Source organism: Imperialibacter sp., assembly GCF_048007035.1.
Lineage (GTDB): Bacteria > Bacteroidota > Bacteroidia > Cytophagales > Cyclobacteriaceae > Imperialibacter.
Genome location: NZ_CP180355.1, coordinates 23,657 through 40,441, shown reverse-complemented (window position 1 = coordinate 40,441; position 16,785 = coordinate 23,657). Strand labels below are relative to the sequence as shown.

At 45.4% G+C, this 16,785-nt stretch carries 12 protein-coding genes; 6 read left to right on the top strand and 6 right to left on the bottom strand.

Translation table 11 applies throughout. The features are described 5' to 3' along the window. Window positions 1–44 precede the first annotated feature (44 nt). The 6 genes from ACMVP2_RS00180 to ACMVP2_RS00155 all read right to left on the bottom strand — a co-directional run bounded on the left by ACMVP2_RS00180 (window position 45) and on the right by ACMVP2_RS00155 (window position 7,272). Window positions 45–275 carry a hypothetical protein gene (locus ACMVP2_RS00180; RefSeq protein WP_416866218.1) on the bottom strand — a complete coding sequence of 77 codons (231 nt, stop codon included), beginning with the start codon at window positions 273–275 and terminating at the stop codon, window positions 45–47. Window positions 276–308: 33 nt separating this feature from the next. Next, window positions 309–659, bottom strand: coding sequence for a cupin domain-containing protein (locus tag ACMVP2_RS00175; protein WP_416866217.1), 351 nt, complete (start codon window positions 657–659; stop codon window positions 309–311). 128 nt (window positions 660–787) lie between these two features. Further along, complete coding sequence (locus tag ACMVP2_RS00170; RefSeq protein WP_317487013.1) at window positions 788–1,018, bottom strand: general stress protein CsbD; 231 nt, start codon at window positions 1,016–1,018, stop codon at window positions 788–790. A gap of 206 nt (window positions 1,019–1,224) precedes the next feature. After that, on the bottom strand, window positions 1,225–3,735 hold the full coding sequence (locus ACMVP2_RS00165) for an ice-binding family protein (RefSeq protein WP_416866216.1): 2,511 nt from the start codon (window positions 3,733–3,735) through the stop codon (window positions 1,225–1,227). Between the two features lie 4 nt (window positions 3,736–3,739). Further along, complete coding sequence (locus ACMVP2_RS00160) at window positions 3,740–6,400, bottom strand: Ig-like domain-containing protein (protein ID WP_416866215.1); 2,661 nt, start codon at window positions 6,398–6,400, stop codon at window positions 3,740–3,742. 677 nt (window positions 6,401–7,077) lie between these two features. Next, window positions 7,078–7,272: a hypothetical protein gene (locus ACMVP2_RS00155; protein ID WP_416866214.1), complete on the bottom strand. Its 195-nt coding sequence runs from the start codon at window positions 7,270–7,272 to the stop codon at window positions 7,078–7,080. 343 nt (window positions 7,273–7,615) lie between these two features. Here ACMVP2_RS00155 and ACMVP2_RS00150 point away from each other — a divergent pair, with 343 nt between their 5' ends. The 6 genes from ACMVP2_RS00150 to ACMVP2_RS00125 all read left to right on the top strand — a co-directional run bounded on the left by ACMVP2_RS00150 (window position 7,616) and on the right by ACMVP2_RS00125 (window position 16,762). After that, window positions 7,616–8,224 carry a helix-turn-helix domain-containing protein gene (locus tag ACMVP2_RS00150; RefSeq protein WP_416866213.1) on the top strand — a complete coding sequence of 203 codons (609 nt, stop codon included), beginning with the start codon at window positions 7,616–7,618 and terminating at the stop codon, window positions 8,222–8,224. Continuing rightward, window positions 8,221–11,292 carry an ATP-binding protein gene (locus tag ACMVP2_RS00145; protein WP_416866212.1) on the top strand — a complete coding sequence of 1,024 codons (3,072 nt, stop codon included), beginning with the start codon at window positions 8,221–8,223 and terminating at the stop codon, window positions 11,290–11,292. Before ACMVP2_RS00150 ends, ACMVP2_RS00145 begins: the two co-directional genes overlap by 4 nt. After that, window positions 11,282–11,716 carry a response regulator gene (locus ACMVP2_RS00140; protein WP_317487007.1) on the top strand — a complete coding sequence of 145 codons (435 nt, stop codon included), beginning with the start codon at window positions 11,282–11,284 and terminating at the stop codon, window positions 11,714–11,716. Before ACMVP2_RS00145 ends, ACMVP2_RS00140 begins: the two co-directional genes overlap by 11 nt. Before the next feature lie 343 nt (window positions 11,717–12,059). Continuing rightward, window positions 12,060–13,580 carry an OmpA family protein gene (locus tag ACMVP2_RS00135; protein WP_416866211.1) on the top strand — a complete coding sequence of 507 codons (1,521 nt, stop codon included), beginning with the start codon at window positions 12,060–12,062 and terminating at the stop codon, window positions 13,578–13,580. Between the two features lie 481 nt (window positions 13,581–14,061). After that, entirely contained in the window at window positions 14,062–15,402 is a 1,341-nt protein-coding gene (locus tag ACMVP2_RS00130; RefSeq protein WP_416864363.1) for an IS4 family transposase, read from the top strand. Between the two features lie 325 nt (window positions 15,403–15,727). Beyond that, on the top strand, window positions 15,728–16,762 hold the full coding sequence (locus ACMVP2_RS00125; RefSeq protein WP_416866210.1) for an ion channel: 1,035 nt from the start codon (window positions 15,728–15,730) through the stop codon (window positions 16,760–16,762). Window positions 16,763–16,785 lie beyond the last annotated feature (23 nt).

Below are 16,785 nucleotides of genomic sequence, written 5' to 3'. Positions count from 1 at the left end.
GAGTGGGTGTTTAAAAAGGTTCTTTATGATGGAATAGGACATCGCTACTTCATGTCTTCCTCCACTGCCTTTGAAGAGACAGTCATTACTGGCAGTTTTGAAGCCAATCCTTCGTAAGCCTGTAGTTCCCGCTCGTGGAAGACCAATTCCTTCCTCGACAGATCTTCAGTCATTTTGCAGTAGTACACATTGTAAGCCTGTCTTTTAACGATCAATTTTTGGGCTGGGCGTATACGTTCAGCCACCATTTCACCTACTTTAAATTTCCCTTCCATGGCTGATCAGTTTTTATATTTTCCTCTGAGACTTTATACCGACAGGTCTTCATAGCCACTTTTTATCATGGTTGAAATCATCTTAAAGCGGACATTTGCTTTTATGGCATTGCGGCAGTGCGCAGGAATAATAATCGACTGGCCTGTGTCGAGTAGATTGGATACGTCGTCAATCACCACTTCAGCTTTCCCATCAATCACCTGAATGAAGGTGTCAAATGGCGACGTCTTCTCCGTTAGCATTTCTCCTGAGTCGAACGACACCGCACTTACATTGCCTGTCGTTTTCTTAATAATTGTCTTTATCACCACTGAGTTTGGAACATACTCTATGATTTCTACGATAATGAAAACTTTTGCTTTAGGGTATTCCGGAGTATCCATTTTGATTGTTTAGGTATTTCCAATGAGTAAAAAGGACAGTTTCTGGTACAACACCATTACTGCCCTTTCGTTACCCTTCAGGTGTGTTCGCAGTATCTATTAAATAATGCGTTTTTCACTTCAAAGGGCTATTCTGTGCTTTCAAGCGGTAGGCCTTTCCTGATAATATTGATCACTTCCTCACGGCTTTTATTGATCCGTTCGCAAATCCTGGTGAGCAAATCCTGTTCTCCACCTACCTCGAACTTAAGGTCCTCATCTGTGAGCAGGCCAAATTTCTGTTTGAGCACTTTCGACTGATGGAACCAGTTGCCCGTTATTCTAAATGTGCCCACTGTGTTTGCTTCCGCTGTATTCATAAAAATATCGGTTATTTCCCCCACAAATGTGCCGCTATTGCTCCCCGGAAACTTTACATCTTTATAAGAGAGTGTTACATATATCACAGGTTATGGCCTTGACTATTGCACACGACGGAAAGCGAGTTTGGGTGGAGCCGAAAACAAAGGGCCGACCGATTTTCATCAGTCAGCCCTAAGATGTTGCTTATAAGAGGCAAGTGCTTTTACTTGGCAGGAATAATGTCAATAAGAACCGTTCTGTTATAAAACCTTTCTTCTGGCCATTTGTTTCCAAAAGGCATCATTCGCTCTTCCTCCCCAAAACCCAGGACTTTGAAAGTTACGTCAGTTCTTCCAGCTTTGGACAGGGCCTTGGCAAGGATGGTTTTCACATCATTGGCCCTGGCCAGCGACAGTTTCTCATTGTTGGCGGCGTCTCCGACTACGTCGGTGTGGCCGTGGATAATCACAGTTCCTCCCTGAGGAATCTTTGGCGCAACGATCTCAGTGAGGTATTTTTCATACATGGCAATGGCAGTGGAATTGTTGAATTCATAAATGACACTGTATCTCATCCCCATTTCATCCACTTCCGGTGTCCACAGCACCATATTGACAGTAGCCTCTTTTTTCACCGTTTTGCCATCTGGTGTCTGGCCAATCATGGTTACTTCGTACTTGCCTTTGGGGGTGGTGCCTAAAATGGACTTACCGGGAAGATTGACAAGCTCTCTGGTAAAAGGACCGAAAGATTGTACTTTTCCCTGCTCATCTTTGATGTCCAGCGACCACGACTCAAAAGCTTCGTTGGCACCATCGACCCGGAATGATACGTAGCTGTCAATCGGCGCTACCTGTACCGCCACGAATTCAACTGGCTTAAGGGCCGCTTCCGGTCCACTCTGGAACTCCATAAGCAGTGCAGGAGAGCTGCTTTCTATCGACACCCTGCGGTCTTCTTGTTGAAGGAGTACAAGTTCCTCAGTTCCGCCTGGCTGCTGCGAAGGTATTTTGGACTTGCTTCTGCCATCTACTGAGATTCTAGATGTATTGATACCAAATACATCAACAAGGTATTTTTTGATTGAGTTGGCCATTTCCCGTGCATCTTCAGGACTTTTTCTTGAAGAGCCTACCAGGTTAATTGTAGCCTGTGGGTTTTTGCCCATTCTGTCGCCAAGGATGTTAAGGACGTTATAATAGACTACCATTCCACGATCGGAGCGACCGGTCAGGTGCTTCGGTGTAAATACTTCAAGCTGATCTTCCTTGAAATCCTTTACCTGGTTTTTATTGATGGTTACGTACCTGTCTGGTATTTCAGTTGACCCTAAGTCAAAAAACACGTAATTGCGCAAAGGAAAGGTTTCTCTCACCCGGCGCTCTATAGGAATATTGGCGGGAGAAATCACCGTGAACTGAACTTCTGGTAGTCCTATCGTTGCCATCTCCTCTGGTACAGGAGGCACGTCCTTGATTATTTCCTTGCCTCTACCAAACTTAAGCGCAGCTCCCAACCTAACGGTGGTGTTGTGCCAGGTTTCGGTAGACCGTGGATCCTGGCCAAATTGGGGCTGAAAGCTGGCAAAAGGAGAGAGCACAAACTGTGTCTTGTGCTGCTGAGAAGATAGTTGAATATCGTACCCGGCACCTACCTGCATGGAAATCACAGTTTTTTCGACATTGCTGAAGTCACCCTCTACCGGCGCAGTGGCTGCCTGGTCAGGAAAAGCAGGATTGATACCCAGCTCGTAGGTAAAGGCGCTTGTTCTGTTGAAGGCAAACCTTGGGCCAGCATACAAGTAGAAATCTGATTTGAAAGGAGCAAACCTCAGGCTTGGCTCAATGGAAATGTAGCTCAGATTGGTCGACAAGTCGGCAGGACAGTTGCAGGAGGTAAGTACCTGATCCCACGAGCCTTTGCGGCTGTCGTATCCCCCTTGCAGAATGACCCCGAATCGAGTGTCAGGTTTGTAGAACTCGATAGAAGGAGCCACGTACAAGCCAAGGCCTTTTCCATGCCTGAAGGCTGCCGGAACTGTCAGGTCGTCATTCAACTCCTGCGTAGTGCCTCTGTAGAAATTAAAGTTTCCGCCCGCTGCTACACCAAAGTGCCAGCTAGGCCTGGTGTACTCCGTAGGTGAAGCGTCCTGCGCCTGGAGAGGCGCCTGTATCCCCGTCAAAATCAAAGCACTGAAAATAAGGGAAAGTATCGTCAGGCTATATAAGGCATGCGAGGGTTGCAATACCTTTTTGTAATTAGTTATCGTTTTCATTTTGTGATAAAAGTTTTTAATGATGTCTGTAGCCAGCTTGTAACTGGCCGGCATACTGCTTTTGTGATCGGCCTTTGACATGATAGTCATTGGCGTTAATGGCTGTAGCTTTCCACTGAAAGAAGTGCCACTACCTATGCTGATAATTCCATCAGCTTTCCAAAAGATATTTTTTGCTTGCGCTCCTCCTCTAAGTACCACATTGCCTCCGTGGCTGCCTAAAGTCGTAATCCGATGAGAAGCCTCAAATATCCAAACTGCATCGGCGTCTCCACGGGCATCAAGTGTCAGATTCCCGGCTTGAATAATAAAGCTATCAGCTGTGAAAGTACCCGGCATGAGCGTTAGTCCTCCCATTTCACCAGATATGGCCTGAGCCATGGCTGCTGCTGCCGGAGGGGAAAATCCTCCGGCGAACAGAAGCTTAGCTGACTGCATTGGTTTAGATGCGGTCTTCATCGTATTAATTTGGAGGTCTGGTAATTGTGTTGGCGCTGATCAGCTGTACCGAACCGTTTCTGGCAAGCATCCTGCCTTCTGCCACCGAACCTGCATTCATCGTGATGGATGAAAAGGCGAGTATGTTTCCTTTAAAGATCGTGTTGTCGCCAATGGTCGCCGAGCTACTTACTTGCCAAAACACATTCTTGGCTTTTGCTCCACCCGCCAGGATCACGTTGCCGCCGGCACCACCTACAGAGGTGAAGGCCGATCCAATCTGGAAGATCCAGACGGCATTCTCGTCTCCCTGGGCGTCAAGCGTAAGGTCACCATTCTGCAAGAGCATGGTAGTGGCAGATGTCCAGATACCTGGAGCAAGTGTTTGCCCGCCAAGGTCAGCCGGTGCTACGGAAGGGGCAGGGGTTGTTGCGTTTTTAGCGTCGTCGTAGGCTTGCACAAGCTCTGACTGAGCCTGGTTAAGTGCAGCGTTGATTCCCGCAGGAGCCACATCATCGGAGGCATGGAAGGCACCATTAAAGATGAGACCTGGCCCACCATCCACATCGAAGAAGCCTGTAATAGATGAGCGTGCTCCGGGATAGATACCGACATTCATGTCATGAATCTCGCTGGCACCAGCGTTGTTGGTAACACCCACTCCGGCTATGATACCGTATTCAAGTAATGAATTGAGGTTTACAACTGGAGGGCCTAAGGGGGCCACTGTGCTAAAGCTCCATACGTGATTACTGGCAATGGCAATGCCACCCACGCTCTTTGCTGCGGTTGTAATAGTGGCAGTATAAGATTTACCCGACAGCAGATTGCTTGTTGGTGTGAAGCTCGCTGTTGTTCCTGTGTAGCTAACTGCACCTGCCACGCTGTTTGTACCTTGCATAAGGGTAAATGAAGCGCTGGTGATCGTCAGAGGATCCATTGATTCACTGAAAGAAGCAGTAATTACTTTGTTCAAGGGAACACCACTAGCCAGGTTCAAAGGATCGGTGGAAGTAACAGTTGGAACCGTACCTGCGCTAAAGCTCCATGCGTAATTACTGGCAATTGCAACACCAGCCTGGCTCTTCGCTACAGTCGTAATAGTAGCAGTATAAGTGCTACCTGCCAGCAAGTTGCTGGTGGGAGTGAAGCTGGCAGTTGTGCCAGCGTAGCTGACCGTTCCAGTCACTGCATTGGTTCCCTGCATCAGGGTAAACGACGAAGTGGTAATTGTTAACGGATCCATGGCTTCACTGAAAGTAGCGTTGATGACCTTGTTAAGAGGAACACCTGTAGCAAGATTCAGAGGGTCAGTAGAAAGAACAGTTGGAATCACTCCCACATCAAAGCTCCATCCAAAGTCAGCGCCCATCGCAAAACCAGCCTGGCTGGCTGCGCCTGTCGTTACATTGGCGGTATACGTCGTTGCTGCTACAAGCGGGCTTGTCGGCGTGAAAGTAGCCGTGGTGCCTGAGTAGCTAACAGTACCTGCAATTGCATTGGTACCCTGCATCAAAGTAAATGACGAAGAGGTAATTGTTGCCGGGTTCATCGCTTCGCTGAAGGTAGCACTGATGACCTTATTGGTCGGCACACCGGTAGCAAGGTTCAACGGGTCCGTAGAAACTACCGTGGGAAGTACTCCGGTGTCAAAATTCCACACATGGTTGCCTGCCAGAGGAATACCTACAGGATTGGCTGCTGCGTTCGTAACAGTAGCGGTGTAAGTAGTACCAGCAGAAAGTGGGCTTGTTGGCGTGAAAGTAGCTTTAGTGCCTGAGTAGGCAACCGCACCAGGAACTGATGTCGTGCCTTGCTTTACTGTAAACGAAGTCGAGGTGATGGTCAGGGGATCCATGGCTTCACTAAAGTCGGCTTCAATTACCTGATTCAGCAGTACGCCTGTAGCCAGATTGATTGGTGCCGTAGTCGTTACAGCGGGCAGCATGCCAGTATTAAAGGCCCATACAAAATCAGCTGCAACTGCCTCACCAGTAAGATTCATGGCATCGGTCGTAATGGTAGCCGAATAGTCTGTGTCAGGTAAAAGATCAACAGAGGGCGTAAATGAGGCCGTCAAACCATCGTAGGTGATCACCCCGGTGACCTGCGTAGTTCCCGTCATTAGAGTGAAAGAGGTACCATTGATCATCAATGGATCCATTGCTTCACTAAATGTGGCCGTCACTACTTTGTTGAGCAGAATATTGGTGCTCAGGTTGATGGGGTCTGTTGATACCACAGTCGGCGAGGCGTTTGTGGTAAAGGTCCACACATACGGTGCTTGCAGGAAATTACCATTTTGATCCTTCGCCGTAGGTGCCACTGTGGCGGTGTACTCAATGCCCGGGCTGAGATTTTCTGCTGGCGTAAAGCTTACTGTAAAAGTAGCAGCATCATATGACACCGTGCCTTCAGTTTCTGCCAGACCCCGGCCGGCAGGAGAGGCTCCTCCAAGGCTGAATGTCGCCTGAGTGATAGAAGAGCCATTCATTGCCTCGTTGAAGGTCGCTGAAATGACCTGATCAAGTGGCACATTCACGGCGCCCGCCACCGGGTCCGTAGATACAATCACAGGGCAAAGTCCTACAATGCCCTCATTTTCATCTTTACACCCTACTATCAGGACGGCAAAAAATAATGCTGTCAGGGCGGATTTCCATAGCTTGTTTTTTGTTTTTTTCATTGTATTAATGTTTAGCTGGTAATTGAATTTTGAGCGATTATTACTCTTTTGTCACCCACCAGGATAAGGCGTGTTTTATGATGACGATCAGTAAATTGAATTGAAAATGATGGCTTGTTGTAAAGCCGTAATGAGATCAAAATTGAGCTCGTTTTAAGCGACGTCCTCCCTGTGTTGGGTAGGCCGGTTTGCCATTAGGTTTATGCAAAATTCCAATTTTTTGAACCAAGAAAATTACACTTCAGTATTTTTGAGTTACATATTTCACTGATATTTTGCCCGTAAACACTGCTTAATGGCATCTTTTGAAAAGGATTTTGTAAAACTAATTAAGTGAAATATCTGATAGTGGGTATGATTATTCAAAGAATGACTAGCTTTACAGTGCGGCGATATAAACGGGAGTAATCCTAGTTGCGGGGTCCGCTTGTTCTGACACTTTCGCCCTGGTAAATGATGTCTGGAGAGGCTACATAATCTGCCAGTAACGAAGGGTAATTACATAGAATCTTCTTCGTTGAAAAAATTCTGGGGAAGTCTCGTTTATTGGCAGGGGGAGCGGACAAGCCAAGAATTTACTCAAAGTTTTTCAGCCAGACGCCCATCCAAACGGCACACGGCACCACCAATCAAAAAGGCTCTGGTGACCTCAACGAATGGCTATTTTGCTGCCCAATTTACGATTCGTCCTTTGTGGTACGTACGAGGCTAATACCAGACACAAAAAACAGCAGGCCAAGCCCTCCCCAGACGAGAAGTATTTTTACACTGTTGGGGCCGCCCATGTTGTTGACGAACAACATTGCGGCATAAATAAGACTGCCTATTCCTAATACAGTCAGTAATGCGCCAAATATCCTTTTAAGGTTCATGTTTTATGGTTTTAGATGGGTGAGGCATATTGGAAAACAAGGATTTGCTTCAGGAGACGAATGGCCAGCACAGGCAATGGTTCAATAGCAATCGGTCACAAAGATGCGACGCTAAAACCAGCCAGGTGTTATATAAATTTGGCGCCCTTTTACATATTTCACACTTCTCAAAGAAGCGGGATTTAAGCCATTCTTTAATGGCTTATACCGCACAGGATACTCCTGCAGGGCGTTGCCATTAGCCAATCAGTGATTTATGTAACATTCCCTCTTTGGTGTGTAAGTTTTATAGAGTGAAAAGTTCTCACCTTGCCGAGTACCAGCTATAAAATCGAGGGAGAATTTGAAACTCTATATCAAGTACATGGTGAGTATACGCTGCAAAATGGCAGTGAAAGAAGTTTTGAGAGAGATGGGCTTGCATTTTATTGTGGTTGATTTGGGGGAGGTAGACGTGATGGAGGAGCTGACGGGCGACCAGCAGGACGAACTAAAAGCGGGGTTGCTGAGCATTGGATTGGAGCTGATGGAAGACAAAAGGGCCATTCTGATTGAAAAGATCAAAAACATCATCACCGAAATGATCCATGCTTCTGGTGAGCTGCCGAAAATGAACTACTCCGACTACATCAGCGAGAAACTTGACTACGACTACACTTACTTGTCCAACATATTTTCGGAGGTGAAGGGCATCACTATTCAGCAATTCATCATCATTCACAAGGTGGAGCGCATCAAGGAACTCATCATTTACGACGAGCTGAACATTACAGAAATTGCCTGGAAAATGGGCTACAGCAGCGTGGCGCATTTGTCGAACCAGTTCAAAAAAGTCACCGGCCTTTCGCCATCTCACTTTAAGCAGTTGAAAAGCAAACGGCGGAGCCCCATTGAGACAATTGGCAATTCAGACAAGGGAACTTTGACACAAGGAGAAATAAATCAGCGATGACCAAGACGAGATCTCAGAAATCGCAGTATGCAAGGAGTTTGCTGGAAGCCAGCCTGGATCCGTTTGTTACCATTAGCGCCGAGGGCAAAATCACCGACCTGAATGAGGCTCTTATAAAAGTAACCGGGCTTCGCCGGGAAGAGCTTATTGGCACCGATTTTTCCACCTATTTTACCTCACCTCAAAAGGCGCAGGAGGGGTATTTGCAGGTTTTTGAGAGGGGCTTTGTCTCTGGCTACCCCCTGACCATCAAGCACAAAGATGGGACGTTAACCGACGTGCTTTACAATGCTTCCGTGTACAAAGACAGCAGGGGTAATGTGCTGGGAGTATTTGCTGCAGCCCGTGATGTGACTGAACAAAAATGGGCCATAGAACTAAGAAAGGCCAACAAGGAGCTGGCATTTCAAAACGAAGAGAAGGAGAAGAGGGCTGCAGAGCTCGTCATTGCCAACGAGGAACTTGTTTTTCAGAACAATGAAAAAGAAAAAAGAGCCGCTGAGTTGAGCGTTGCCAATATAGAGTTGGTCTTTCAAAACGATGAAAAGGAAAAACGAGCAGCAGAGTTGGGGATTGCCAATGAAGAGCTTGCCTTCCAAAATAATGAGAAGGAAAAGCGGGCGTCCGAGCTTGTTGTTGCCAACGAAGAGCTCGTCTTCCTAAACAATGAGAAGGAGAAAAGGGCTGCTGAGTTAGGAATTGCCAATAAGGAATTGGCCTTTCAAAATGATGAGAAGGAAAAACGTGCGGCCGAGCTATGGATTGCCAACGAAGAGCTGGCCTTTCAAAATGAGGAGAAAGAAAAGCGTGCTGCTGAGCTAGGGATCGCCAACAAGGAGCTGGCATTCCAAAACAATGAGAAGGAAAAGCGTGCGTCGGAGCTTCTTATCGCCAACGAAGAGCTTGTCGTTCAAAATGAGCTGAAGGAGAAAAGGGCGGCAGAATTCACTGTTGCTAACAACGAACTTGCTTACCAAAACGATGAGAGGCAAAAGCGGGCGGCTGAGTTAGACATTGCTAACAAGGAGCTTGCCTTCCAGAACGATGAGAAGGAAAAGCGGGCTGCAGAATTGAGACTGGCCAACTATGCCCGCAGCCTGATAGAAGCAAGCCGTGACCCATTGGTGACTATCAGCACGGCAGGCAAAATCACCGACATGAATGAGGCGTTTGCGAGCATTACAGCATCAACACGAGAAAAGCTTGTCGGCTCAGACTTTGGCGTCTATTTCACTGACCCGGTCAAAGCCCGTGAAATTTATGAAGAGGTGTTCACCGAAGGGTTTGTGGCAGACTATCCCCTGACCATCATCGATCATGGACTAACTGCTGTGTTGTTCAATGGTTCAGTGTATAAAAATGAAAAGGGTGATGTGCTAGGGGCCGTGGTAGTAGCCCGGGACATTACTGAGCAAAAGAGGATTGAAAAGGAATTAATAGAGGCGAAGGTAGCAGCCGAGCTGGCCACCACCATTGCCGAAGAGGCAAAAGAGAAAGCTGAAAGTGCTGCCCAGATCGCCGAAAGTGCGGTAAAGGCAAAACAGCAGTTTCTGTCCAACATGAGTCATGAAATCCGCACACCAATGAACGCCATCATTGGGTTTACAAAAGTGGTATTGAAAACGGACTTATCGGCGAAGCAAAGGGAATATTTAACTGCTATTAAAATTAGTGGCGACTCCTTAATTGTGCTCATCAACGACATTCTAGATTTAGCCAAAGTAGATGCTGGAAAGATGATTTTTGAGGAAATCCCATTCAAATTGGCTTCTTCGTTGTCGGCGATGCTGCACCTGTTTGAAACAAAAATTCAGGAAAAGAACCTGTTGCTCATCAAAGAATATGACGAGACCATTCCTGAAGTGCTGATTGGCGATCCGGTTCGTCTGCACCAGATTATTCTTAACCTGGTGAGCAATGCGGTCAAGTTTACTTCCAAAGGAAAAATTACTGTGAGTGTTCGAATGCTGGCCAGCGAAGAGGAAGAAAAGGTCAATATCGAATTCGCCATTTCCGATACTGGGATTGGCATAACCGAGGACAAACTGGAACGGATATTTGACAATTTTCAACAGGCCTCCAGCGGCACCTCCAGGTTGTATGGGGGCACGGGGCTTGGACTGGCCATTGTCAAACAACTCGTGGAGCCCCAGGGAGGCAGTATCCAGGTGAAAAGCAAAGTGGGAGAGGGGACTACATTTAGTTTTACCCTGAGTTTTGGTAAAACAAACCAGGAAGCTGTGCTCGACGTGATATTTGCAGAGCCGGACAAAGAAATCAAGGGCATCAAAGTGCTGGTAGTGGAAGACATTGCACTTAATCAGTTGCTGATGAAGACATTGCTGGACGATTTTGGCTTCGAAAGGGACATTGCTGACAATGGGCTAATTGCGATTGAAAAGCTGGAAGCTAAATCGTATGATATTATCCTGATGGACTTGCAAATGCCTGAAATGAATGGCTTTGAAGCCACAGAATACATTCGCAATACAATGAATCTGAAAACTCCCATTATAGCCCTGACCGCCGATGTGACCACCGTGGACCTGGAAAAATGCACTGTAGTCGGAATGGACGACTACATTTCAAAGCCAGTCGATGAAAGGTTGCTGTATAGTAAAATAGTCTCGTTGGTAAAGAGGCCGCCACTTTTGACGCCGGATGAAGACGTGGTGGTGCAAATTTCGCCTGGTAAAATTGTTAGCTGTATCGACCTTACGTTTTTGAATCAACGAACGAAGTCTGACCCAAAATTGATGATGGAAATGATATCACTTTACCTGGAACAAACCCCACCGCTGATCAGTGCGATGAAGAAGAGCTTTGCCGAGAAAGACTGGACTACATTGTATTCAGCTGTGCATAAAATGATCCCCTCTTTTTCAATCATGGGCATACACATGGATTTCGAAAAGAAGGCAAGGGTGTTGCAAGACTTTGCCAGTACCCAGCAGCAGTCAGAGGAAATCTCAGCCCTTGTTTTACAGCTGGGGAACGTTTGCACACAGGCGTGCACAGAATTAAAGCAGGAGTATAATAAGATGAAGACATCAATGCATGAAAACTGAAAAGAGAATAAAGGTTTTTCTCGTGGACGACGACGCTGTGTTCCTGAAGTCACTGGAAATAGAGTTCATGAACACGGGCAGTTTCATAGTGGAAACCTATGCGACCGGCGAACGCTGCCTTGAAAACCTGGCAAATGCCCCTGATGTAATTGTTTTAGATTATCACCTGGATGGAATTGATAAAAATGCCATGAACGGAGTGAAGACCCTGGACAAAATTAAGGCATCAAATCCCGATATCCCTGTGCTTATGCTGTCGTCGCAGGATAAAATTGAAGTGGCGATAAACTGTATGCACCACAAGGCATTTGACTATGTAGTAAAAAGCGAAACGGCCTTTATACGCATGCAGAAGATCATCACCGGTATCATGCAACTCAAAAAGGTAGAAAGACAATTGAGCTGGTACATGGAAAGGATGTAGGTGTCGGCAGCTCAGTGCAGCCTGGCTTAGAAGTTTTTTCGTAAAGCGCTCGACGGGCTTACCTCGGAACAAACAATTCTGTGCGTCAACGATTTTTGCCTGCCTGGAAAGACAATCCATCCGGCAATATGTGAAATATGCAACTCTAAAGTTCTATTGTGTAATATCGGCCACACCAATAAAAGCCAATTTTACATCACACAAGCAGCTTTCTAATCCTCAGCGTAAATCTCTTCCTGATCGACATTTTGGCCATTCTATTGCTCTGGTCAGTGCTATTTACGCTTGGTCAGGTCAGCTTGCCAGATGTAAAAACCAAGATATACATATCAAAGCCAAAATTATGAAACAGAGAATAGCAATAGCAGTCGGAGTTGTGGCAGCCATGCTTACAATTCACGGCACCACTTACGGACAGGAATTGAAAACATCGCTTTTTGACGGTGTGAACAGAAACATGCTGGCCGCAAGATATGCGCAGGCCGATGTGCTTTCACCTAAAACATTTGAAGCAGCCATGGAGGCTTATAGCGAAGCACAAAAGAGCTATAAGAATGAAGGTGAAATTGCTAAAATAAAGGAGAACAAAAAGAAGGCGGATGGCAAATTTTCAGAGGCCATTGAGAATGCAAAAGTGGGTTCGGTGATGTTTTCGCAGGCACTGTCTGCCAGAAATGACGCTATGAATGCTGAAGCTGGACAGTTTAGCCAGAAAAACTGGAATGAAGCTGAAGAAGCCATGAAAGAGGCCGCTGGTGAGTTAGAAAAAGGTGACTCGAACGACGCCAAGGAGCAAGCAAAGACTGCCACAGCGCTATACAGAAAGGCCGAGCTGGAGTCGATTAAAGCCAATTACTTAAGCAATGCCAAAAAACTCGTTGAGCAAGCTGACAAAAACAAAGTATACAAGGTAGCTCCTAAGACTTTTAAAGAAGCCAGGGCGCTGATAGCCAAAGCAGAAAAGGAACTCGCCGACAACAGGTATGATACAGACGGTGCCAGGTATTTGGCAAAAGAAGCTGAGTACAAGGCGCTTTTGGCTATGCACATTGCCAAGCAGGAGGAGATTTTGGATGATAAAGACTTTGAAGCGGAAGACTACCTGCTGATGATGTATGAACCCATCACTAAAATAGGCGAAGCACTTGACCTTAACGTGAGATTCGATAATGGCATAGATGGCCCGGTGGCTGAGATCATATCGTCAATCAAAGGCGACGAAAATCTCATCGCAACGCTTGAAGCCAAGTTGTATAATTACCAGTTGCACAATGAAAACCTCACTGCCTTGCTGTATGAGCAACGCAAGATCCAGGAGATCATGAAAGGCCAGCTTTCAGAAGAGGCTTTGGTAGCCCAGAAAAGGCAGCAAAACTTGCAGGCAAGAATTGACAGAGCTGCTGAAATTGACGCTAAATTTGATAAAATTCAACGCATATTTGCTTCGGACGAAGCACAGGTTTTTCGTCAGCAAGACGACGTGATTATCCGGATGATTGGTGTGAATTTTGACATCAGCAAAGCAGAGATAAAGCAAGAAGATTATGCACTGCTTACAAAATTGCAGCAGGCAATAAGCACCTTTGCCAATGCCACTATTGTAATAGAAGGCCATACCGACTCACAGGGAGGTGACGATTTGAACCTTGAGCTGTCGCAGGCCAGGGCCGATGCTGTGCTTAGCTATTTGAACGCCAACACTACTATTGACAAGTCAAGGTTCAGCACCAAGGGTTTTGGCGAAAGCAAGCCAGTAGCCAACAACGAATCGGCTGCAGGCAGAACGATCAACCGAAGGATTGACGTTGTGATCAAGCCCACAATGATGGATACCCTTGTTGGATTGAATACATCCAGTAATTGATTAGCCATTGATTGAAAAAGCCTGAGTACGCCGTTTCCTACGTCGTGCTCAGGTTTTTTTAATGACCAGTGGATCTCTGAGCTAGCAAGCTTACCCGGTAGGCTGGAAGGTAACCTGAACCTGATGTGGGAATATGAGAAACATCAAGGCGACCGTCGTTGCGATAGAGCCAACTGTCAGTTCTCTATGTAACCATTCTTTGAGCGACTGCGGCAGTCTGTTCATTTCGGAGCGAGCCGATTTATTCGCTGACTTAACACATGCCAACACAAATTTGACCGTCATTGCGATGGAGCCAACGGTCGGTTCTCTATGTGACCATCTTTTGAGCGACTGTGGCAATCTTCTTCATTACAACCACGCTCCGAAATAGACAAGATTGCTTTCCGCCAAAGGGCGGACAGGCTGTCACTCAGTATGTGATACACCATAGCCGTCAACCTAAGCGAAAAAGGGCTAGGAAAAGAAACTGAACTCGATTTTGTGCCGAAAAATCAGGAATTTCTCAAAATACCTCTCAAAATTTGTTTCTGATGAGCGTATTGAGGCCATTGCAAAAGCATCGTCATTCAAAAAGCGTAAGTCGGTCATTTCGCCAAAGGCATTTCTGGACGTGGTTTTTTTTAGCAATAATGGCAAATGCCCTTCTCTATCTGAATACAGTATAGATCTTGCACATCATCATGGCGTGAGTGTTTCTAAACAAGCTCTTGATAAGCGTTTCAATAAAAACACAAAACAGATGCTTGCAGGACTTCTCCAAGAGGTATTGACACAGCAAATGGCCCATAATTCAGAAGAAAGCATTCCCTCCAGTTGGTTTACTGATATCCGTATCATGGATAGTTCAGAATTTAAAGTATCCAAAAAGGTAGCAGATACTTTTCCTGGGTATGGAGGAGAGGGAAGGGAAGCCAGTGTTCAAATCCAATTTGAGTATCAGTTGCTAGGCTCTAAGGTAACCGAGATTTCCATTGGCTCATCACGAGATTCTGATAGCATTGAGGGGATGAAGAATATTGAGAAGGTACCTCCCAAAACATTATTGCTAAGAGATTTAGGGTATTTTTCTCCTAAGGCATTTAAAGAGCTAAGCAGCAAAGACATCTACTTTATCAGCAGGGCAAAGTCACAATGGAATTTCTATATCCTCAAGGAGGGAGAATACTCATTACTTCCAACAGCCTCTATTATCAGCTTATTAAAGGAAAAGAAAGAAAGGTATCTGGACATGGATGTATATGTTGGCGAAAAAACTCGTACTAAGGTACGGCTTGTGGCTAATTTGCTCACAAAAGAACAAAAGCAGAAACGCTTAAGGAAGAAATCAGCGAATAGAAAATTAGGGACTGACGTGTTAGAGGCCATTGGCTTGAATCTATTTGTAACCAACGTGGAAAGGGAAAAATGTACCGCCTCTCAGATTTATGATCTCTACACATTGAGATGGCAGGTAGAACTTGTCTTTAAAACCTGGAAAAGTGTGATGAGATTACATAAAATACACCCAGTGAATGCGACCCGTTTAGAATGCATCATTCTCATCAAGCTGCTGTGGGTAATGTTAAACTGGACTTTTCTTAATCACTTAAAGAATTTAACCCAAAAGGATTTGAGCTTTCATAAGCTAGTCAGTACGCTACAAGGGCGATCTAAAGTGTTAACATTACCTGTGCTGCAAAACAGTCACCGACTCATCGAATGGCTGACGGATTTGTATCGAATCAGCAACGCATTTCATGAAAAAGAGTATAAAAAAGGGCAAAAAAAAGTATCAGATATTCTTACCAAAACATACTTAAATGTAGTCTTAAACCAGTAAATTAGATCAACAAAAACGGTCGGCCATTCCGATAAATGGCTTTCAAAAAACATGGAAAATAAAACTCGGCCATGCGGAATGGCCTTGCCATATCCACCAATTATTTCTTAGGTTGACGGCTATGGTGATACACACAATGCAAACCACTACAAGTTCCTCGCAATGACGGTTGAGTTGGGGCTAGTGCTGCCCGGCTTAATGGTAATTAAACAGCATCGAAAGTCGCCCATTAACCTGTTTTAAAATGAATTTGGCCTGCATCTATTAGGCATCAAAATGAATTTCTAAGCTAACTGAACCTCATTGAGAGATAATTATCAATACCATGAACTACTTTGTATTTATCCTGGGCATTATTCTGCTCTTAGTTGCAGCCACTGATTTAACCGTAACGTCGTTGTCGGTGCGTGGGGCAGGGTTTATTACAAAACGTTTATCTAAGGCCATTTGGAGCGTGATGCTGGCCATTAACAAAAGAGTGGGTGGCGGAAAATATTTGGAACTTGGTGGTGCAATCATATTGATTTCAATTCTCATCAATTGGTTGTTTATGATTTGGTTTTCGACTAGCCTTTTGTTTATCAGTCAGCCCGAATCCTTGATGAATGTTGAGACAAATTCGTCTACCACAATTATTAACAAAATATTTTATGCGGGTTACACGCTGTCTAATTTGGGATTGGGTGACATGGAGCCTGTTTCACCTTTTTGGGATTTAGTTACCGCAATACTTTCGTTCGTTGGCTTGATACAAATTTCCATTGCCATTACTTATTTCATTCCGGTGGTTTCAGCTGAAATAGTGAAAAGGAAAATAAGCGTCTATATTACAACCCTCGGCTGTTCTGTGGAAGAAATTCTGTTAAATCATTGGAATGGGAAGGACTTTAAAGAGTTGGAACAACCCTTTATGAGTCTAACCGAATCAATAATTTTACACGCTCAAAATCACAAAGCTTATTCGGTGCTGCACTATTTTCACTCTTCTGACAGAAAGGAAGCTTTTGTGCTCAATATCACCAACCTGGATGAGGTACTTACAACCCTTCTGTTTAGCATACCAGTGGAACTACGGCCATCTCGCAGTGTGCTCAATGGGTTAAGAAAAGCCATTTCAAGCTATCTTGTAACGCTACCTGCCACCTTTGTAGTGCCAGGTGAAGAAACACCACCGTTAAACTCACTTTCTGCGTTGGAAAAAAACGGAATTAAGGTGAGCCATAGCGCACCTATAGATTTAGAGTATGAGAAACTGACGACCAGGCGTAGGTTATTATTGTCGCTTATCAAAGATGATGGATGGGAATGGAGCGATCTTCAGGCAGGAAGCTACGACCATGAAATGAGCGTGATCAAATAGGAGAAAATGCTACTTTTTGAGCC